Source organism: uncultured Lactobacillus sp., assembly GCF_902491705.1.
Classification (GTDB): Bacteria; Bacillota; Bacilli; order Lactobacillales; family Lactobacillaceae; genus Lactobacillus.
Map to the genome: position 1 here is coordinate 1 of NZ_CABUIW010000040.1, position 19896 is coordinate 19896.

The window sequence follows — 19896 nt, forward strand, 5'->3', positions numbered from 1 at the left end:
TTATCAAACATTTACTTAGATAAGTTTGATAAGGAATTGGAACAAAGAGGTTTGCGCTTCGTCCGTTACGCCGATGACTGCAATATTTTTGTGAAAAGTAAAATGTCCGCAGACCGGGTAATGAAATCAGTCTCGTCATGGCTAGAAAGAAAGTTATTCTTAAAAGTCAACGCCACTAAAACTAAAGTGGTTCGACCAACTAAGAGCAACTTTCTGGGTTTCACTTTCTTCAAGACTGGAGATAAGTGGCAATGTAAACCTGGCGATGATCGTAAGCAGAAGCTCTACGATAAAATTAAGCTAATCTTGAGCAGGAGAAAAGCAGCCGCTCATCCTTTGTCGTCTGTCTTTACTAAAGTAAACCAAGTAGTCAGAGGGTGGATTAATTATTTCTGTATTGGCGGCATGAAAACTTTTATAACAGAATTTGGTCAATGGTTAAGGCACAAAATTCGGGTAGTCATCGTTAAACAATGGAAAAAGCCAAGACGAATATATATTAATCTAATGCGTATAAACAAACTGTTTAAGTGCAACTTTACGGATGAGGATATTCATAAAACCGCAAATACCCGACTTGGCTTATACAGAAGAAGTACAGGTCATATAATAAATTATCTGCTTAGTCCTAAAGTATTAGGAATAAAGAAAGCGGATCGCCCAGGTTTGGTCGATCCGCTGGAATACTATTTAACTCGTTAAAGAAATACAAATGTAGCGCCGGATACGGAACCGTACGTCCGGTGCAATGAGAGGGACGAACTAATAAGTTCTTTCTACTCTATTACAAAATATATTTTTGAATAGATAAAAAATAAAATAAAAAATTTTTTAGTTTATTTTTTATAATACAAACGCAATTTAAAGTATAATCTTTATCTGATTTTTAAGATTTATATTATATATAATTTATATTATTGAATATTATAATGGCGAAAATGTGTTATTTTATATGCTAGTATAGAAATTCTAAAATACCGGTATGACGGCATTTGTGGCCTTTACTTTATAATATAGAGTGTTATTATAAAGATGCCGATGGGGATAGAGGCAATAAGGAATTAAAGGTGATAATTATGCTAGATGTATTAGAAAAACAAGTAAAATCAAACAATATTCATTTCGCAGAGCACAAATTAACAATTAAAGACGCTAAGAATTTACTTGAACAAGATGGCTGGATTATTACCAAGTAATAATAAAATATAACTTGAGTTAACCTCATAACTGTTAGACTGGAGGGTCTGATAGTTATGAGGTATTTTTTTACTAAAAATTACCACTCACCGTTAAATATATGCCGTTTACTGGATTTTTATGATTTTGATGAATGGAGTAAGTATACTAATAATCAAATAAAAAAGGAGGGCAGAAAAATGAAGGTTAAACTTAATATCGATCCCGGTTTGCCAGAAGAAAAAGCCGAGTTCTGGTTGAAAAAGATGACTGATAAAGTTAGGAAAATTACTAAAGAATTAAAGGAAGAGCAGGACTTTCTGTGGGGCTATCAAGATGGGGATGCTTATGTAATCAAATTTTCACAGATTTTCGCAATTCAAGTAGAAAATCAAAAGACTCTGATTTGCACAGAGCACGATAGCTACATTTTTAGAGGTAGATTGTATCAAGTAAAAGAGGTTCTGCCTGGGGAGTTCATTGCAGCTTCTAGAGGGACGATTATTAATTATCATTTCATTGATCATCTTGAAGTTATCAGTACAGGAAATATTGATGCAGTATTGAAAAATGGATTACGAATCCAGATTTCGCGTAGGAAAATCAAAGATTTGAAAGAGAGGCTTGGATTATGAAAAAAGTAGGGCAATTTTTAGTTAGTGGCTTAATCGGAATTAGTATTGGGATGATTTGGCTAGTAGTAGAAATTTTAGCGTCAATCCATTTTGAAGATCTAAAAGGTTCAACAATTTCAGTTTCAGACTTCTTATTTTGGGTCTTAGCATCATTTTTAATTGGTGTGTTCTTTTCTTTAGCAAGATTTGTCTTTGAGAAAGATCAATGGTCCTTAAGAAAGCAAATTGTAATTAATTTCTTCATTTTTCTGAGTGCATGGGTGGTATTCAACTTCTACCTAAGTGGCTTCCAATTTGCCGAGATGAATTTTGCAACAATAATTGGAGAATTCATTATCATGTATATCATTGCTTATGGAGCTTATATATTTAACTTATTGAATGAAGTTAAGCAAATTAATGAAAAACTGAAGAAGAAAAATTAGCAAATGAAATGTTATTTTTTTATTTTCAAATCCCTCTAAACTCTTTATAATTATAAATTGTAATCATATATTTGATTATTTATTTGGAGGGAATACATATGAAAAAACGTTTTAAATTAGCTACACTTTTTGCTGCAGCTTTGTTTGCTGCAGCTCCAGTTGCAACTTTGACTGAAAGTACTGTCTCAGCTGATGCAAGTTCAGACATCATGCAACAATATACTTTTAATGATTCAGGATTTGATTTCAATAACTCTCTAAAAGTTACTGTTAAAAAGGGTAGAAAATTCAGAACTAGTACATTGAAGAAAGATGCTAAAAATGGTCTCGAACAAGATGTACCAGGAACTGTTTCTAATCAATTCTTGACTTTGAAGTATAGAGGTACTGCAGGTCAAAAGCTTTACAGAGGCGGTAAACTTTACAAGGGTAAGTACTTGAAGAATGGTTCTTATAAGATTGTTACTAACCTTGTATATCAAGTGGTTGCTAAGGATGGCCAATCTCCAGTTTCAACTGGTCCTGCTTACATTAACGGTAAGAAAGTATACGCACAATTCTTAACTGGTAACACAAGTGGCGATGAAATCATCGGTATCGTATATCCATTTACTAGCAAGGTAACTGTTAGAACTGCAAAGAAATAAGAATAGAAAAATCGATAATAAGTAGTATTTAATTATGCCTATTGCACTTCAATTTATTGAAAAGAATTGTAATATTTTGTTGACGCACATGGCTTAAGCGAGTATACTACTAGTTGAGAACAAGAAGAAGCTCCCGCTTCTCGCCTAAGTTAATTAACCTCTGGGCTGATCGATATTTTCTGTTGATTAAAGGCGGGTGATACTTATCCCGCCTTTTTCTTGTCCTCGAAATTAACACGGAGGTGAACAGTTATACCAAGAAGTTTAATCTTAAACGATAGAATTCGCGCTCGCGAAGTTCGTTTAATTGATGAAGATGGTAAGCAAATTGGTGTTGTAAACAAGATGGAAGCTTTACGTCGTGCAAGCGATGCTGGTCTTGACCTTGTTTTGATTTCACCAAACGCTAAGCCACCTGTAGCACGTATCATGGACTACGGTAAGTACCGCTTCGAACAACAAAAGAAGCTTAAGGAATCCCGTAAGAAGTCCAAGACAGTTAGTGTCAAAGAAATTCGTTTGAGTCCAACAATTGAAGGCAACGACTTCGAAACGAAGTTGAAGCACGTTCGTAAGTTTATTTCTAAAGAAGGAGCTAAGGTTCGTGTATCAATCCGCTTTAGAGGTCGTGCCATCACTCATAAGGAATTAGGTCAACAAGTACTTGAGAAGATGGCTGAATCCACTTCCGATATTGCTAATGTAATTAGCAAGCCTAAGATGGAAGGTCGTTCAATGTTCTTAATGCTCGCACCTAAGAGTGAAAAGGACAAAAATAAAAAGTAGTTAATTGGAGGAAATAGAAATATGCCAAAGATGAAAACACACCGCGCTTCTGCTAAGCGTTTTAAGAGAACTGCAAATGGTGGTTTGAAGCGTCACCACGCATTTACTGGTCACCGTTTCCACGGTAAGACTAAGAAGCAACGTCGTCACTTGAGAAAAGCTGCTATGGTTTCAAAGAGTGACATGAAGCGTATCAAGCAAATGGTTGCTCAAATGCACTAATTATTTGTTCTTGAAAAGACTATAGTAGGAGGAAATTTAAATGCCAAGAGTTAAAGGTGGAACAGTAACACGTAAACGTCGTAAGAAGGTCATGAAGCTTGCCAAGGGTTACCGTGGCGCAAAGCACATGCAATTTAAGGCTGCAAGCACTCAATTATTCGTTTCATACAAGTACGCATTCCGCGACCGTAGAAGACGTAAGAGCGAATTCAGAAAGTTATGGATTGCTCGTATCAACGCAGCTGCAAGACAAAATGATATTTCATATTCTAAGTTAATGCACGGCTTGAAGTTAGCTGGTGTTGACATGAACCGTAAGATGTTAGCAGATATTGCTTACAACGATTCAAAGACTTTTGCACAATTAGCAGAAACTGCTAAGAAGGCATTGAACTAATAATTCAAAAAAATAAGAGGCTAGGAAAAAATCCTAACCTCTTATTTTTTACTATTTTTGAATTAAAGCTCTTAATCTTATTTTCTCATCAGGTGTAGTGAAGGCAGCGTCAACCGCGTTGAGATAGAGTGTTGTTTCTTCTTCTGGCGTTAAATCAGTTTTTGTTTCAAGTAGTTTATATTCATGTGGCAAATTAGTATTTGAAACCGTCATATCGTCAGAATTAAGAGTAACTTTCATCCCTTCGTGCAGCAATTTCTTAATTGGATATGAATCAATTTGATCAAATGCCTTGGTGTTCATATTTGAAGTTGCGCAACATTCAAGGATGATTTGCTTTTTGATAAGCTCTTTTGTTAATACAGGATCTTCTGTGCAACGAATTCCGTGTCCAATTCTTTTAGCACCCATTGCTAATGCTTGACGAATAGAATCAGGACCATCAGCTTCGCCGGCATGGATTGTGTAAGGCACGCCTAATTCTTTTGCTCGATCAAAGAATGGCTTGTATTCGATATTAGGAATTGGTCCTTCAGCACCAGCTAAGTCCAGCCCAACGACGCCTTTATTTAAATACTTTTTGGCTAATTCAACAGTTTCTCTGTTTTCTTCTTGATTATCAGCAAATCGCATTAAGCAGAGAATAAATCCGGCATGTAATTCAGGTTGTGAATCTTGATCATTCAAAAATTGATTTAGTCCATCAATTGCCGCATTAATGGCATCTTCTTGTGTTAAACCTTTTTTGGTATGGAGCTGCGGTGCAAATCGAATTTCTGTATAGACCAAGCCTTGATTTTTTAATTCAGTTAATAGATCATAAACGATCGTTTGAATATCGTGCTTAGTCTGCATTAACTTATTTGGCAGTGCAAATTTTTCTAAAAACTGATCAAGGCTCTTGCAGCTAGAATCAACGGATAGTTCCTCACGTAATTCGTCATCACTTAATGCAGGATAATGATGCTCCTGCATTAATTTTTTAACAGTTTCTGCAGGTACCGAACCATCCAGGTGAAGGTGTAAATCAATAAACTTTCTCATTCAAATTCCTTTCTGATAAAAATTGATGAAATAGGTTAAATTGTTTAGTATTGTACCACTTATTAATAAGTTTGAAACAAAAATTTCTAATAGAAACACATTTTTGATATTATAGAGAGTGATAAAAAATGGAGAGTTTATATGTTATTTAGACCAAAATATACAATAAATACTATTTATAATCTGGACCCCCAGAAATTAAACGAAATGGGAATAAAAGCAGTTTTTTCAGATCTAGACAATACACTCCTTGCCTGGAACAAGTTTGAAACTGCTAAAGAGATGGACAAATTAAATAAGCGATTAGCCAAGGCAAATATTAAATTGGTTGTCATTTCCAATAATAATGCTCAGCGTGTAGGAAAAGTACTTGATCCATATCATATTGATTTCGTAGCTAAATCACGTAAGCCGTTGCCATTTGCAATTACTCGCAAACGTGAAGAAATGCATCTCACCAAAGATCAAGTAATGATGGTAGGAGACCAATTGATAACCGATATGCAAGCTGGAAACCTTGCTGGAGTTAAAACAGTATTGGTTAAGCCGCTTGTTGAAACGGATAAGTGGAATACCCGAATTAATCGTTTCTTTGAAAAAATTATCTTTTTCTTTCTTGGTTTATCGCATCGAGTAACATTTAAGGAGACTTTGCAAAATGGATGAGGACATTATTTGTATTGGTTGTGGGGCAGTGCTTCAATCAGATGATCCTAAAAAGGCAGGTTACTTGCCTAAGAGCGCACTGGACAAAGCAAGAAATGAAGAAAACGCAGAAGTTTATTGCCAACGGTGCTTTAGACTGCGTCACTATAATGAAATTATGCCGGTCGATTTAAACAATGATGACTTTTTGGCATTGCTTAATTCATTGTCTGAAAAGAAGGCATTAGTAGTTAACGTAGTTGACTTGTTCGACTTCTCTAATTCTTTACTTGCTTCTTTGAAGCGTTTTGTCGGTAAAAATGATTTTATCTTGGTAGGAAACAAGTTTGATCTTTTCCCTAAAAATTCTAGACAAAGTAAGATTAAGGATTGGATGAGACAAGAAGCTAACCGCATGGGTCTTTATCCAAAAGAAATTTTCTTAGTTTCAGCTAAGAGAAAAGTAAATTTGGAAAGCTTAATTGCTTACATTAATAAACAATCACAAGATAAGGATGTTTATTTCGTCGGCACAACCAATGTTGGTAAGTCAACTTTGATCAATGCTATCATTGATATGATGGGTGATATCCAAGATTTGATTACCACCTCACGTTTTCCTGGTACAACTTTAGATCGAATTGAAATTCCACTAGAAAATGGACACTTTTTGATTGATACACCAGGAATCATGAATGATAATCAATTGGCAACGCATTTGAATGCAAAAGACTTGGAATTGATTTCACCTAAGAAGCCGCTTAAGCCAGCTACTTATCAATTGATGCCAGGCAATACCTTATTTTTGGCAGGCCTTGGCAGAATTGACTTTTTAAAGGGTGAATCAACTAGCTTTACAGTTTATGTGGCGCGTGGCATGTATGTTCACCGTACTAAGACTGCTAATGCCGATGCTTTTTATGAAAAGCATAAAGGTGAACTACTTGCTCCACCTTCAAAGGATGATCACTTGGCACCACTTAAAGGTCAAGAATTTAGAACAGAGTATAAGAGTGATCTTTTATTTGGTGGAATTGGTTTTGTTACAGTTCCAGAGGGATGCGTTGTTAAGACTTACACACCAGATGGTATTGGTTTAGGAATTCGTCGTGCATTGATTTAGAGGTTTTCGTATGGTAAATCCAAAATGTATTGAAAAAGCACCTGCTGCTGAAGTTAAAGCTCAATTAGAACGTGAAAATGGCAAAGGCCGCCAAATTGGTATTATGGGTGGTACTTTTAACCCTGTACATATCGCTCACTTAGTTGCGGCTGAACAAGCAATGACTAAATTGCGTTTAGATGAAGTATGGTTTATTCCAGACAATATTCCACCTCATAAAAACGCTCCATTAACATCTGCTAAAGACAGAGCAACAATGCTTGATTTAGCAACTCGTGATAATCCTAAGTTTAGAGTTAAGTTGCTTGAATTGTTCCGTGGCGGCATTTCTTACACGGTAGATACAATGCGCTATCTAAAAGAAAAAGCACCACAGAATGATTATTATTTAATCATGGGAAGCGATCAGGTAAACAGTTTCCATACCTGGAAAGAAGCACCAACTTTGGCTAAGATGGTTACGCTAGTCGGCATCCGTCGTCCTGGCTATCCACAAGACCCACAATATCCAATGATTTGGGTTGATGCACCAGATATTCGTTTGAGTTCAACTGCAATTCGTCGCTCCGTGGCTACTGGCACTTCAATTAGATACTTGGTACCAGAACCAGTTAGAAAGTATATTGAAGAAAAGGGGCTTTACCTTGACGAAACTAACATTTAAAAAGACTTATTCACCATTATCTAGTGATGAAATTATTGCTAAAGAAAAAGCTAATATGGATAAAAAACGCTTTGAACACTGCGTTCGTGTAAGTGAAACTGCACGTAAACTTGCAAAATTGAATCACTATGATGAAGATAAGGCAGCACTTGCTGGATTTGTACATGATTATGCCAAGCAAGTTCCAGTTGAAGAATATCGAAAAGTAATTAAAGAGCAATTTTTCGATAAAGACTTGCTTAACTGGAATCGAGCAATTTGGCATGGCATTGTTGGTACATACTTTATTGAAAGAGATTTAAAGATCAGAGATTCCGAAATTTTAACAGCAGTCCGTCGTCATACAACTGGTGATACTGAGATGACAATGCTGGATAAGATTGTCTTTATGGCAGACTATATCGAACCAGGACGTGATTTTTCTGGCGTAGATAAGGCACGCAAAATTACTTATGCCAATATTGATGAAGGAGTAGGCTATCAATTAGCACATACTCTTGAATTTTTAGTTGAAAAGAGAAATAGAATTTATCCACGCACTATAGAAGCATATAATGTTTGGAGTACTAATAATAAAAAATAAGGAGAAAAAATTTGACTAGTCAAGAAATTTTAGATTTTACTACTAAAGCTATTAGCGATCGTCACGGTGAAGATACTGAAGCATACGATATGCGCGGTATCAGTATTTTAGCTGATTACTATGTAATTACCAGTGCAGGTTCAAACCGTCAACTTCACGCTATTGTTAACTCAATCGTAGATGAAGCTCACCAAAATAACTACACTGATTACCGTATTGAAGGTACTAGAGACTCTAACTGGCTTTTAGTCGATTTAGGGGATGTAGTAGTTAATATCTTTACCAAAGAAGCACGTGAGTTTTACAACCTTGAAAAACTTTGGGCTAATGGTAAACAAGTTGAATTAAAGGAAGACTAATAAAAATGAGCGTTGTGGGGATTATTTCAGAATTTAATCCTTTCCATAGTGGTCACGAATTTTTACTAAATCAAGCTCGTTTAATTGCAAAAAATGATCCTATAGTAGTAATCATGTCAGGCAATTATGTCCAACGTGGTGAAATGGCAATTATGAGCAAATGGGATCGAGCTAAAGCTGCTCTGCAATCCGGTGCTGATTTAGTATTTGAAACGCCTTTTTCTACAGCAGTTGAGCCAGCTGACTTATTTTCATTAGGAAATATTGAACAATTATCTAAATTAGGCGTCACAGATTTAGTATTTGGGGTTGAAGATGCTAATTTGAATTTCGCATATCTTGGCAGCAAGATTGCGGAAATCCCACAAAATCATATGGATTTCAAGGATTATAGTCAGACCTATTCAACCCAATATAATCAAATGGTAGCTCGAGAAGTGGGCCATGAAATTAATCAACCTAATGCTATTTTAGGTTTGGCATATGCTGTGGCTAATCACAACTTGGGCTCTCCTTTAAACTTGCATCCCATCAACCGAATCGGCGCAGGTCACGATGACTTATTGCAACGCAGCGGCGTAGTGCAAAGTGCCAGTGCTATTCGTAACTTGCTTTTGCACGGAGAAGACACCAGCAACTTGAAATACTGGATGCCTAAAGCAGAAGCCGAAATTTTAAGCAAACAAAAGGTATATCCAAACTGGAATTTGTTGTATCCATTTTTGAAATATCGCATTGAATCTTCTTCACTTCAAGAATTACGTCAGATTTATCAAATGAGTGAAGGTTTGGAATACAAGATGAAGCAAGAAATTCACTTATCACGCGATTTCACGGAATTTTTACGTAGAATAAAGTCCAAGAGATATACTTATTCTCGTTTGCGCCGCCTGAGCTTATATACATTATTAAATGTCACTCAAGATGATATGATTGCTAGCTTTAACCATGAATCACTAATGCTACTTGGTTTTAGCAAGACGGGGCGTAAGTTTTTAAAGCAAAATCGAAAGAATTTCCAAACTGAAATTATTTCTAAAGTTGATAAAAGAAGTGCAAAAGATGGATCTCTTGCACTTCAAGTTAGAACTGATCGTTTATTTGAACAAATAATGGGTGTTGATCAAAACTTTGGTCGACGTCCAATCGAGGTGTAATATGTTAGAAATTAGTTTTTCTAAAATCGCAAACTCTTCTGAGCCACTTACTCATATTGAACGTGATGTAGAGATGCGACCAGAATTTTTTAAACGAAGCAAAGAATTATTGATCGATGCTAAGAACGTGCATCTATCAGGTGATTTGTTCTATCAAGAACCATTTGTAACTGGCAATTTTCATGTAACAGCTGATTTAACAGTTCCATCCAGCAGAAGTTTAAAGCCAGTTGATTATCAAGAAGATTTTACTTTTGTAGAAAATTACATTGATCGTAAACCTACAAAAGAAGAATTAGAAGATAATGATACTATTGTGCAAGTTGATAATGACGTTATTGATTTGCAAACTGCTGTTGAAGATAATATGTTGCTGAATATTCCAACTACTATTTTGACTCCGGAAGAAAAAGAAAAGAACATTTTCCCAGAAGGCAAAGGTTGGGAAGTTGTTTCTGAATCTGCCTTTGAAGAAGGAAAGAAGAATCAGGTTAACCCAGCTTTTGCAAAATTGAAGGTTTTACTTGATAATAAAGACGACAAAAAAGAGTAACAGAATTATCAAAACAATCAAAGAAATTTAACTTTGATTGTTTTTTAATCTTGTTTTAGAACGATTTTTAAAGTATCCTTTAATTATAAAAACATTTTTTAATTAATTTATTAGTATTGAAAAACAAATTGATCTATGGGGAACTGAGATAACATGGCAAAAATTCTGATTATTGAAGATGAAAAGAACTTAGCTCGCTTTGTAGAGCTTGAATTACAACATGAAAATTATGAAACTGTAGTAGAAAACAACGGTCGTAAAGGCTTAGATGACGCACTTGAACAAGACTTTGACGCAATTTTACTTGATTTAATGCTCCCAGATTTAAACGGCTTGGAAATCGCTCGTCGTGTACGTCAAGTTAAGACTACACCTATTATTATGATGACTGCGCGTGACTCCGTAATTGACCGTGTATCTGGCTTGGATCATGGTGCTGATGATTATATTGTTAAGCCATTTGCTATCGAAGAACTTCTTGCACGTTTACGCGCTGTTTTGCGTCGTGTAAAGATTGAAAAGGATGCTTCTAAGGTAACTGTTGCTAAGCAAAAGATTGTTAAGTTCAAGGATTTAACAATCGAAACTGCTAACAGAATTGTTCACCGTGGTGATGGTAAGGCAATTGATTTAACTAAACGTGAATACAACTTATTGATGACGTTGATTGAAAACAAGAACAACGTTGTTAGTCGTGATCAATTGTTAAACAAGATTTGGGGACCTGAATCAAATATCGAAACTAACGTTGTAGAAGTTTATGTTCGTTACTTGCGTAATAAGATCGATGTACCAGGTCAACCATCTTACATCAAGACGGTACGTGGTACCGGATACATGGTAAGAGATGAAGATGATGATCAAGAATAAAAAAGAAGAAGAGAAGGAGACCAAACATTCATCGTTAGTAGTACGATGGGTAAGTATCGTTGCATTGACGATTACGGTCTCTTTTGTCTTATTTTCAGTTGTGGTTTATCAAGTCGTTGGTAAACAATCAATGAATCAACAAGAGGAAACATCTAATAATGTGGTTGTTACGCTCGATCGTACTTTGAGTTCTATACCAGATGAATTAGAGATTTCCAATGTTATTCCGTCGCTTTCGCCATCTACAAGAAGAATCTTAAAAGGTGGACCTGCAATTAGTAGTAAAGATACGCGAAATAATGCCTTTAGTGACAACTTGATTTCATTAATATCAAACCCTGATATTAATGTGGCTGTTTATAATAAACATAATGAAGTTGTCTTTACAAATGGTGATTCAACACCTAAGTTCAGGTCATTTAAAGGGGAGCGAAAAATTGTACAGGTTGAGCAGAAGCATCAAAAGGTTCTGTTAACTTACCAAAAGATTTATTCATCCGTTAACAATAAATTGACGGGTTATGTTGTCGTTTCAAATGAAATGACATATTATAACCATTTGATGAGCAACTTGCTTCACTGGATGCTGATAATTTCAATTATCGCAATTATTGCGTTTGTAGCCATTTCTTATTTATTGGTAATAAACGTAGTTAGACCAATTAAGACGATGTCCAAAGTGGCTAAAGAAGTTAATGCCGATCCTAATAGTGAAGCCAGAATTAAGAAACTGGATCGTAATGATGAATTGGCAGAACTTGCTAATTCGATTAACCAAATGCTTGATCGAATGCAGAGCTATATTGAACAGCAAAAGCAATTTGTGGGTGATGTTTCTCACGAATTGCGTACGCCTGTAGCTGTAATTGAAGGTCATTTGAACATGCTTGAGCGCTGGGGTAAGGATGATCCACAAATTTTGGATGAATCGATCAAAGCCTCATTGCAGGAAGCTGATCGAATGAAGCATTTGATTCAAGAAATGCTTGATTTAACTAGAGCTGAACAAATTGACGTTCAGTATCCATATGAAATAACCAATGTTAATGAGACGGTACGTCGAGTTGTTTCTGACTTAGCAATGGTTTATCCCGATTTTAAGATTCAACTTGATGAAGATGATTTGCCTGAAGATACAGAAGTGCAAATTTATCATGGTCACCTTGAACAGCTACTTGTAATTTTAATTGATAATGCGATTAAATACTCAACTGATCGTAAGCAGATCAATGTTTCTGCTGGTGTAACCAAAAAAGAAGTCAGCATCATGGTGCAGGACTTCGGTGAAGGAATCTCGCCAGAAGATCAAAAGAAGATCTTTAACCGCTTCTATAGAGTAGATAAGGCTAGAACCCGTGAAAAGGGTGGTAATGGCTTGGGATTGTCAATTGCCCAAAAGTTAGTTGATAGCTATAAAGGTGAAATTAGTGTTGACTCAGTAGTTGGTCAAGGCGGTCAATTCAAGATGGTCTTCCCAGTTCTTTCTAAAAAGCGTGCTGCTAAATTAAGAAAGATTGAAGAAGAAAAACATAAAAATGATGTGCCTGATGGCATTTTGAAGTAAAAAAATAAAGCTTGGATTTCTCCCAGCTTTTATTTTTTTACTATTTTCTTCGTTGTTGCTTACCTTTATTACGGTTACGTAAATCTTGGTGCAATTCTTTTTTAGCTTTGTTAGTAGCACTGTTTTCAGTATTTTCACTGAACAGGTCATTAACTTTTTCTTTAGTAACAACTACTTCAACAGGCTTTTCCTTTAATTCATCAGCAATGTGCTTCTTAACCTTAGGTGTAAGGATGAAGGTAACGATTAATTGTTGGATGATCATTACCAAGTTACCGGCAGCCCAGTATAAAGCTAAGGCACCTGAGAATGACAAACTGAAGAATAAAGTCATAATTGGGTTAACAATCATCATTGATTGCATGGTCTTCTTTTGTTCTTCAGGAATACCGATCAATGAGATGTAACCTTGAATAACTGTAAAGACAGTTGCAATAATTGCCAAAACTACTGACTTTTGGCTAAGAGAAATGCCAAAGAAAGTTGAATGAGCTAATTGTGGTGAGTAGAATACCGCTTGATAAATTCCCCACATAATAGGCAACTGGATAATCAAAGGAAGGCATCCCATACCACCAGTTAATGAAACTTCGTTCTTTGAATATAGCTCTCTTTGCCAACCTGACAAGGTCATTTGTTGTTCAGGGGTAATTCCCTTATGCTTCATTGCATTTTGAATGAGCTTCATTTGTGGCTGCAGACGAGCCATTTTTTCTTGTTGACGAACACTCTTATTTTGTTGAACAAGCATAAGAGGCATCAAGATAAGACGAACGACAAAGGTAATGATCACAATACCCCAACCGGCACCGTTCGCGCCGCCGATCATGTGGGCAGTTTGGATCATAATATTTTGTAATGGTCGTCCAAGCCATAAGTAAACCCAACCGTAAATACCGCTGTGTGGTGCTACGTTGGGATTGTTAGTTGCACCACAAGCACTTAATACAAGAGTAGTTACTACTAAAAGAGCGAGTACTCCTGTATATTTCTTTATTTTTTTCATTAAAATAATCACCACTTAGTTTCTATATAAAATGTATCTCTAATATAATACATTAAAGCTATGCATCTTTTCCACATTTGAAGTCAATTCTTGATCAATGTTTTCAATATGAGCAAAACCGGATGCAGATGGCAGCTTTTGGGTGAAGCGATCAAGTTCGGCTGGTTCGCCTTGAATAAAGATAGTTACTGTGCCGTCAGAATTGTTTTTTACTGAGCCAGGGATGCCCATTTTTTGAGCGAGCATTTGGGTGCTCCAGCGAAAGCCGACACCTTGAACTACGCCTGAAACAGTTAATTTTCTAGTTTCCATAATAAATGCCTCTTTTTCAATTAATTTTATCTTTTTTCTAGTCATCATTATCCTCTATAATGGAAATAGAAGCAAAAAGGAGAAGAATATGCAACAAATTAGTTCAGTAAATAATGCAACGATTAAAAAGTTAGCTAAATTAAAGCAAAAAAAGTATCGTGATGAAGAAAATCTCTACTTAATTGAAGGCTTTCACTTGTTTGAAGAAGCTTTAAAGTCTAAAAAGAAGTATCAATATTTGTTAGGAACTGAAGAAGCTCTTGATAAAGCAGAAAGTGACTATGATGTTGATTTAAGTGGTAAAAATGTAATTTTGATCAACAAAGCTATTGCTCGCCATTTAAGTAGCACTAAGAATTCTCAAGAAATCTTTATGGTTTTGAAGATTGATCAACCTAAGAAATTCCCATTTAATTATGGTAAATGGGTTTTGTTAGACAATCTTGCAGATCCTGGCAATGTGGGAACTATCATTAGAACTGCAGATGCTGCTGGCTTTGATGGTGTTGTTTTATCTCCAGAAAGTGCGGACTTATATAATCCTAAGACACAAAGAGCAATGCAAGGAAGTCAATTCCACATTGACTTGATTAAACGTGATTTAGCTGATGTTATTACTGATTTTCAAGATTCAGCTATTCCTGTATATGCCAGCATGCTCGATAAGTCAGCTAAGCAATTACAAGACTTTGAAAAAGTGCCACAATTAGCATTGATTATCGGAAATGAAGCTCATGGCGTTAGCTCTACAATCGCTAGTTTAAGTGATGAAAAGCTATATATCCCAATTAAGGGACAAGCTGAATCACTCAATGCTGCTGTAGCTGCTGGTATTATGATTTACCATTTTGCTTAACGCTTGTAATTAGTAAGTAGTTTTTCTATAATAGATGTATAATAATATTTTTACTGGAATTATACCAATGAATAGGAGAATTATTTATGCAAGAAGTTAAAGAAAAAAAGGAGTCAACTCCTTGTAAACCAGAAGATTATGAATTGTGTCATCACTTTATTAATGCCTTTCAAATAATTGGCAAAAAGTGGAACGGTTTAATTATTAGTTCGTTATGTGATACAGAGGATATGCGTTTTAAAGACCTGGCTCGCTGCATTGAGGCCTGCTCTGATCGAGTTTTGGTTGAACGTCTTAAGGAACTAGAAAAAGACGATATTGTAAAACGCAGCGTTAACCAAGATACAGGCATCATTTCCTATAGCTTGACCAAAAAGGGCGCAGATCTTAAGCCAGTCTTTGATCAAGTTCACGATTGGGCAGATAAGTGGGCCTAAGGGCTTGCAAGAATTCCAAAAAAGAAATATTATATTAGGTAATTACTAAGATCAAGACTAGTAACAATATTGCTTTTAAACAGAGAGTCTTCTTTAATAAGCTGAAAGAGAAGATAATTAAGCAAGTTGTGAATTTCATCTTGGGAGTAGAATCTAATCAATTCCGGTATTTCACCGTTATCGAAAACTTAAGTGTGGACATATTATGTCCAAACTAGGGTGGTACCGCGACGCTTCGTCCCTATTTGGGGACGGAGCTTTTTTGTTTTGAAAGGAAAGAATTAATGGACTTATTTGATAAGTTAAAAGAGCTTCATGAAGAAGGACTCAAGCAAATCAATAAAGCTACTGACGAGAAAACTTTAAATGAAGTAAGAGTTGAACTTGTTGGTCGTAAAGGTGAATTAACTAAAATTTTGCACTCAATGCGTGATGTTGCACCAGAAAACAGACGCGAAGTTGGTCAAAAAGTTAATGAATTGCGTGATTTATTTAACACTCAATTAGATAACGCAAAAGAAGAAATCGTTAAGGCTGTTTTAGCTAAGCGCCTTGAAGAAGAAAAGATTGACGTTACTTTGCCAGGTCGTGAAGGCCACTTGGGTTCAAAGCACCCAATCAACATTATTTTGGATGATCTTGAAAGCTACTTTATTGGTATGGGTTATACAGTAGTACAAGGTCCTGAAATTGAAACAGACCACTACTGCTTTGAAATGATGAACTTACCAAAGAATCACCCAGCTCGTGATATGCAAGCTACTTTCTACATTGATGATGAAGACTTGCTTCGTACTCAAACTTCAGGTGACCAAGCTCGTGTGCTTGAAAAGCATGACTTTTCAAAGGGTCCACTTAAGATGGTTGGACCAGGTAAGGTATATCGTCGTGATGATGACGACGCTACTCACTCACACCAATTCATGCAAATGGAAGGTTTAGTAATTGATAAGCATGTTACTATGAGCGATTTAAAGGGTACGCTTGAAATGATTGCTAAGCATGTCTTTGGTCAAGACAGAGCAACTCGTTTACGTCCAAGTTACTTCCCATTCACTGAACCATCTGTTGAAATGGACGTATCTTGCTTTAACTGTGATGGTAAAGGTTGCCCAATTTGTAAATACACTGGTTGGATCGAAGTATTAGGTGCTGGTATGGTTCACCCTAATGTTTTGGAAAATGCTGGCGTTGATTCAAACGTTTATGGTGGTTTTGCCTTCGGTGTAGGACTTGATCGTTTTGCAATTTTGAAATACGGTATCGACGACATCCGTGACTTCTACACTAACGATGTTCGTTTCTTGGAACAATTCCGCAAGGAGGAAAAATAATAAATGTTAGTTTCATACAATTGGTTACAAGATTTTCTTAATTTAGATCAAGAACCTCATGCTTTAGCTGAAAAAATCACTCGTACAGGTGTTGAAATTGCTGACGTTAAGCACCCAGAAGAAGGCCTTAAGAAGTTAGTTGTTGGTAAAGTTCTTGATTGTAAGGGCGTTGAAGGTACCCACCTTCACTTAACTCATGTTGATGTTGGCGAAGATGAGCCACTTCAAATTGTTTGTGGTGCACCTAATGTTGATGCTGGTGAATTGGTAATTGTTGCTCTTCACGGTGCTAGAATTGCTGGCAACGAAAAGATCAAGAAGGGTAAGATTCGCGGCATGGAAAGCTACGGTATGATCTGTGGCTTGCAAGAAATTGGCTTTAACGACTCTGTTGTGCCGGAAGAATTTGCTGATGGTATTTATGTCTTCCCAGAAGATGCAGATGTTAAGCCAGGTCAAGATGTCTATGAAGCTTTAGGCATGGATGATTACATTTTGGACTTTGATATCACACCAAACCGTGCTGATACTTTGGGTATGGAAGGTGCTGCATATGAAGTTGGTGCAATTGTTGATCAAAAGCCTAAGGTTGAAGATGTAGTTTTAAAGGAAGATGGCCCAGCTTGGACTGATTCCCTTGATGCTAAGGTTGATCCAAAATTAGCTCCAAAATTCTACTTACGTAAATTGACTGGTGTTAAGATTCAAGACTCACCACTTTGGATGCAAAGACGTCTTTGGAATGCAGGCATTCGTCCAATTAACAACGTAGTTGACGTAACTAACTACGTTATGCTTTTAACTGGTCAACCAATGCACGCATATGATGCTAAAACTTTTGAAAATGGCAAACTTGAAGTTAGATTAGCTAACAAGGGTGAAAAGTTGACTTTGCTTAATGAAAAGGAAGTTGACCTTGATCCAAATGATATCGTAATTACTGATGGTGAAAAGCCAGTTATGATGGCTGGTGTCATGGGTGGTTTGAATTCAGAAATCACTTCAGAAACTACTGATGTAATTCTTGAATCAGCTGTTTTTGACCCAACTTTAGTAAGAAAAGCTGCTTTACGTCACGCTAACCGTACTGAAGCTTCAAGCCGTTACGAAAAGGGCGTTAACTGGGATGCTACTGAAAAGGCAATTAATATGGCTGCTCTTTTGCTTAGAAACGATGCACAAGCTACAGTTGACGAAGGCATTATTAAGGCTACTGACACTAAGCGTGAACCAGTTGTTGTCAAGACTACTGTCTCACACATTAACGACGTTTTAGGCTCAGAAATTAGTGCTGAAGAAATGATCAAGATTTTTGATCGTTTAGGCTTTACAGTAGACCAAGACGGCGATAACATTGCTGTTCATGTTCCAAATAGAAGATGGGATATTTCAATTCCTGCTGACTTGGTTGAAGAAGTTGGTCGTATCTATGGTTACGATAACTTGAAGTCTACTCAACCACTTTTGGCAGAAACTCACGGTGGCTACTCAGAAAAAGAAGAAATGATGCGCCGCATGAAGGCAATTGTAGAAGGTCAAGGCTTAATGGAAGCAATTTCCTACTCATTGACTTCACCTGAAAAGGCAGTACGTTACACTAAAGATCCTAAGGAAATCGTTAAGGTTCAATGGCCTTTGAACTCAAGTCGTTCAGTAATGCGTCAAAATTTGATGACTGGTTTAGTTGATGCAGCTAGCTACAACTTTGCTAGAAAGCAAACCCAATTAGCATTGTTTGAACAAGGTCGTGTTTATGATCACGATGGCGGCAGCTTCAACGAACATGAACACCTTGCAGCATTATACTCAGGCAATACTTTCGCTGAAAACTGGCAACACTTAACTCAAAAGGTTGATTTCTACTTCGTTAAGGGTCAATTGACTAACTTGTTTACTGCAGTTGGTATCGACCCTGAAAAGGTAGTTTATAAGGCTGAAGGCATCACTGGTATGCACCCAACTAGAACTGCTGGTATTTACATTGATAAGCAATACGTTGGTATGATCGGTATGATTGCTCACGCTGTAACTTTATCTGATAAGGCACTTCGCGGTGCAGAACTTTATGGCTACGAAATTGATCTTGATGCAATTATTCCAATGCTTACTAAGGGTATGACTGCAGTCCCTGCACCTAAGTTCCCAGCAATTGAACGTGACCTTTCAATTTTGGTAGATAAAGAAGTAACTAACTTAGAAGTTGAAAACGTAATTAAGTCTAACGCTGGTAAGTACTTAGTTGACCTTAAGGTAATTGATGTTTACGAAGGCAGTCACATTGCTGCAGGCAAGAAGAGCTTCTCTTACAACTTGACCTTCTTGAACAGAAAGGATACTTTGACTGATAAGGTTGTTAATAACGCAATGGACAAGATCATCGCTGGATTAGAAAATGATCTTGATGTTAAAGTACGTTAGTTAAAGGTTGACTTTAGTGGTGTAAACCAATATCATTGATCAGTGCAAAGAAAAGTTTATTTCTTAGGAGTTAAAAAATATGGCTGAAAAATCTTATCCAATGACTGCTGAAGGTAAAGAAAAACTTGAAGCAGAATTAAAGAATTTAAAGTTAGTTAAACGTCCAGAAGTAATCCAACGTATTAAGGTTGCTCGTTCATTCGGTGACTTATCAGAAAACTCTGAATACGATGCAGCTAAGGATGAACAAAGTCACGTAGAAGACAGAATCGCACAAGTTGAAGACATGCTTAAGTATGCTCAAGTTGTTGATGCTGACAGTGTTGATCCAAATGAAGTTTCAGTTGGTAAAACTATTACCTATACTGAAGTTGGTACAGATGATCCAGAAACCTACACTATTGTAGGTAGTGATGAATCAGATCCATTGAACGGCAAGATTTCAAACGATTCACCAATCGCACAAGCTTTGCTTGGTAAGAAGAAGGGTGAAACAGTATCAATTACCACTCCTGGTGGCCAATTTGACGTTGTAATTAACAAGGTTGAAGCTTAGTAAATAAAAGAGGGGTAGGTAACTACCCCTCTTTTTGCTAATAGTCATGTGGTAATAAGTCAAATGAAAGGCATGATATTTGTTCTCTTTGATCAGAATTTTGAGTATATGAAACTAAGCCTTACTC

24 protein-coding genes and 2 other annotated features are annotated in these 19896 nt (G+C 36.4%); of the genes, 21 read left to right on the forward strand and 3 right to left on the reverse strand.

All coding sequences use genetic code 11. The features are described 5' to 3' along the window. The 7 genes from RDN22_RS07910 to rplT all read left to right on the forward strand — a co-directional run. A partial coding sequence (locus tag RDN22_RS07910; protein WP_308557288.1) for a group II intron maturase-specific domain-containing protein occupies positions 1-702 on the forward strand: 702 nt, incomplete at its 5' end. Positions 703-1376: 674 nt separating this feature from the next. Beyond that, entirely contained in the window at positions 1377-1811 is a 435-nt protein-coding gene (locus RDN22_RS07915; protein ID WP_308557290.1) for a LytTR family DNA-binding domain-containing protein, read from the forward strand. Next, positions 1808-2236, forward strand: a complete 429-nt coding sequence (locus RDN22_RS07920) for a DUF3021 domain-containing protein (protein ID WP_308557292.1) — start codon at positions 1808-1810, stop codon at positions 2234-2236. The genes RDN22_RS07915 and RDN22_RS07920 overlap by 4 nt, the downstream gene beginning before the upstream one ends. Before the next feature lie 98 nt (positions 2237-2334). Continuing rightward, positions 2335-2883, forward strand: coding sequence for a hypothetical protein (locus RDN22_RS07925; RefSeq protein ID WP_308557294.1), 549 nt, complete (start codon positions 2335-2337; stop codon positions 2881-2883). 115 nt (positions 2884-2998) lie between these two features. Next, positions 2999-3109, forward strand: a sequence feature (ribosomal protein L20 leader region). Positions 3110-3135: 26 nt separating this feature from the next. Then, complete coding sequence (infC, locus tag RDN22_RS07930; RefSeq protein WP_308557327.1) at positions 3136-3669, forward strand: translation initiation factor IF-3; 534 nt, start codon at positions 3136-3138, stop codon at positions 3667-3669. 21 nt (positions 3670-3690) lie between these two features. Then, positions 3691-3891 (forward strand): 50S ribosomal protein L35, encoded by a 201-nt coding sequence (gene rpmI / locus RDN22_RS07935; protein ID WP_005719899.1) that lies wholly within the window; start codon positions 3691-3693, stop codon positions 3889-3891. Between the two features lie 40 nt (positions 3892-3931). Further along, positions 3932-4288 carry a 50S ribosomal protein L20 gene (gene rplT / locus RDN22_RS07940; protein WP_308557298.1) on the forward strand — a complete coding sequence of 119 codons (357 nt, stop codon included), beginning with the start codon at positions 3932-3934 and terminating at the stop codon, positions 4286-4288. A gap of 51 nt (positions 4289-4339) precedes the next feature. Here the strand turns inward: rplT and add are convergent, their stop codons facing one another. Further along, positions 4340-5332, reverse strand: a complete 993-nt coding sequence (gene add / locus RDN22_RS07945) for an adenosine deaminase (RefSeq protein WP_308557300.1) — start codon at positions 5330-5332, stop codon at positions 4340-4342. Between the two features lie 141 nt (positions 5333-5473). Between add and RDN22_RS07950 the strand changes: the two genes are divergently transcribed. The 9 genes from RDN22_RS07950 (at position 5474) to RDN22_RS07990 (ending at position 12850) form a co-directional block, all read left to right on the forward strand. Then, complete coding sequence (locus RDN22_RS07950; RefSeq protein ID WP_308557302.1) at positions 5474-5998, forward strand: YqeG family HAD IIIA-type phosphatase; 525 nt, start codon at positions 5474-5476, stop codon at positions 5996-5998. Beyond that, positions 5991-7100: a ribosome biogenesis GTPase YqeH gene (yqeH, locus tag RDN22_RS07955; protein ID WP_308557304.1), complete on the forward strand. Its 1110-nt coding sequence runs from the start codon at positions 5991-5993 to the stop codon at positions 7098-7100. The genes RDN22_RS07950 and yqeH overlap by 8 nt, the downstream gene beginning before the upstream one ends. Positions 7101-7110: 10 nt before the next feature. Continuing rightward, entirely contained in the window at positions 7111-7764 is a 654-nt protein-coding gene (locus RDN22_RS07960) for a nicotinate-nucleotide adenylyltransferase (RefSeq protein WP_308557306.1), read from the forward strand. Then, on the forward strand, positions 7745-8347 hold the full coding sequence (gene yqeK, locus RDN22_RS07965; protein WP_308557308.1) for a bis(5'-nucleosyl)-tetraphosphatase (symmetrical) YqeK: 603 nt from the start codon (positions 7745-7747) through the stop codon (positions 8345-8347). Before RDN22_RS07960 ends, yqeK begins: the two co-directional genes overlap by 20 nt. A gap of 11 nt (positions 8348-8358) precedes the next feature. Next, complete coding sequence (gene rsfS / locus RDN22_RS07970) at positions 8359-8706, forward strand: ribosome silencing factor (RefSeq protein ID WP_013438398.1); 348 nt, start codon at positions 8359-8361, stop codon at positions 8704-8706. Positions 8707-8711: 5 nt separating this feature from the next. Next, positions 8712-9863, forward strand: a complete 1152-nt coding sequence (locus RDN22_RS07975) for a nucleotidyltransferase (protein ID WP_308557310.1) — start codon at positions 8712-8714, stop codon at positions 9861-9863. Position 9864: 1 nt separating this feature from the next. After that, entirely contained in the window at positions 9865-10416 is a 552-nt protein-coding gene (locus RDN22_RS07980) for a YceD family protein (protein WP_308557312.1), read from the forward strand. 153 nt (positions 10417-10569) lie between these two features. Next, the gene (locus RDN22_RS07985) at positions 10570-11286 is read left to right on the forward strand and encodes a response regulator transcription factor (protein WP_308557314.1); all 717 of its coding nucleotides are present in this window, start codon (positions 10570-10572) and stop codon (positions 11284-11286) included. Then, positions 11264-12850, forward strand: a complete 1587-nt coding sequence (locus RDN22_RS07990) for a HAMP domain-containing histidine kinase (RefSeq protein WP_308557316.1) — start codon at positions 11264-11266, stop codon at positions 12848-12850. The genes RDN22_RS07985 and RDN22_RS07990 overlap by 23 nt, the downstream gene beginning before the upstream one ends. A 40-nt stretch (positions 12851-12890) precedes the next feature. Here the strand turns inward: RDN22_RS07990 and yidC are convergent, their stop codons facing one another. Together yidC and RDN22_RS08000 are read right to left on the reverse strand one after the other, a co-directional pair. Beyond that, positions 12891-13856, reverse strand: coding sequence for a membrane protein insertase YidC (gene yidC / locus RDN22_RS07995; RefSeq protein WP_308557318.1), 966 nt, complete (start codon positions 13854-13856; stop codon positions 12891-12893). A gap of 39 nt (positions 13857-13895) precedes the next feature. Then, a complete protein-coding gene (locus RDN22_RS08000; protein ID WP_308557319.1) occupies positions 13896-14168 on the reverse strand; it encodes an acylphosphatase in 273 nt (90 codons plus the stop codon). Between the two features lie 88 nt (positions 14169-14256). Here RDN22_RS08000 and RDN22_RS08005 point away from each other — a divergent pair, with 88 nt between their 5' ends. From RDN22_RS08005 to greA, 5 genes are all read left to right on the forward strand, one after another. Then, positions 14257-15024, forward strand: a complete 768-nt coding sequence (locus RDN22_RS08005) for an RNA methyltransferase (RefSeq protein WP_308557321.1) — start codon at positions 14257-14259, stop codon at positions 15022-15024. Between the two features lie 86 nt (positions 15025-15110). Continuing rightward, positions 15111-15461: a helix-turn-helix domain-containing protein gene (locus tag RDN22_RS08010; protein WP_308557322.1), complete on the forward strand. Its 351-nt coding sequence runs from the start codon at positions 15111-15113 to the stop codon at positions 15459-15461. Positions 15462-15499: 38 nt separating this feature from the next. Further along, positions 15500-15707, forward strand: a binding site (T-box leader). A 38-nt stretch (positions 15708-15745) separates the two neighbouring features. Further along, the gene (gene pheS / locus RDN22_RS08015; RefSeq protein WP_308557323.1) at positions 15746-16795 is read left to right on the forward strand and encodes a phenylalanine--tRNA ligase subunit alpha; all 1050 of its coding nucleotides are present in this window, start codon (positions 15746-15748) and stop codon (positions 16793-16795) included. Positions 16796-16798: 3 nt separating this feature from the next. Continuing rightward, a complete protein-coding gene (gene pheT / locus RDN22_RS08020; protein WP_308557324.1) occupies positions 16799-19213 on the forward strand; it encodes a phenylalanine--tRNA ligase subunit beta in 2415 nt (804 codons plus the stop codon). A 79-nt stretch (positions 19214-19292) separates the two neighbouring features. Next, positions 19293-19769 carry a transcription elongation factor GreA gene (greA, locus tag RDN22_RS08025; RefSeq protein ID WP_308557325.1) on the forward strand — a complete coding sequence of 159 codons (477 nt, stop codon included), beginning with the start codon at positions 19293-19295 and terminating at the stop codon, positions 19767-19769. The last annotated feature ends 127 nt before the right edge of the window (positions 19770-19896 follow it).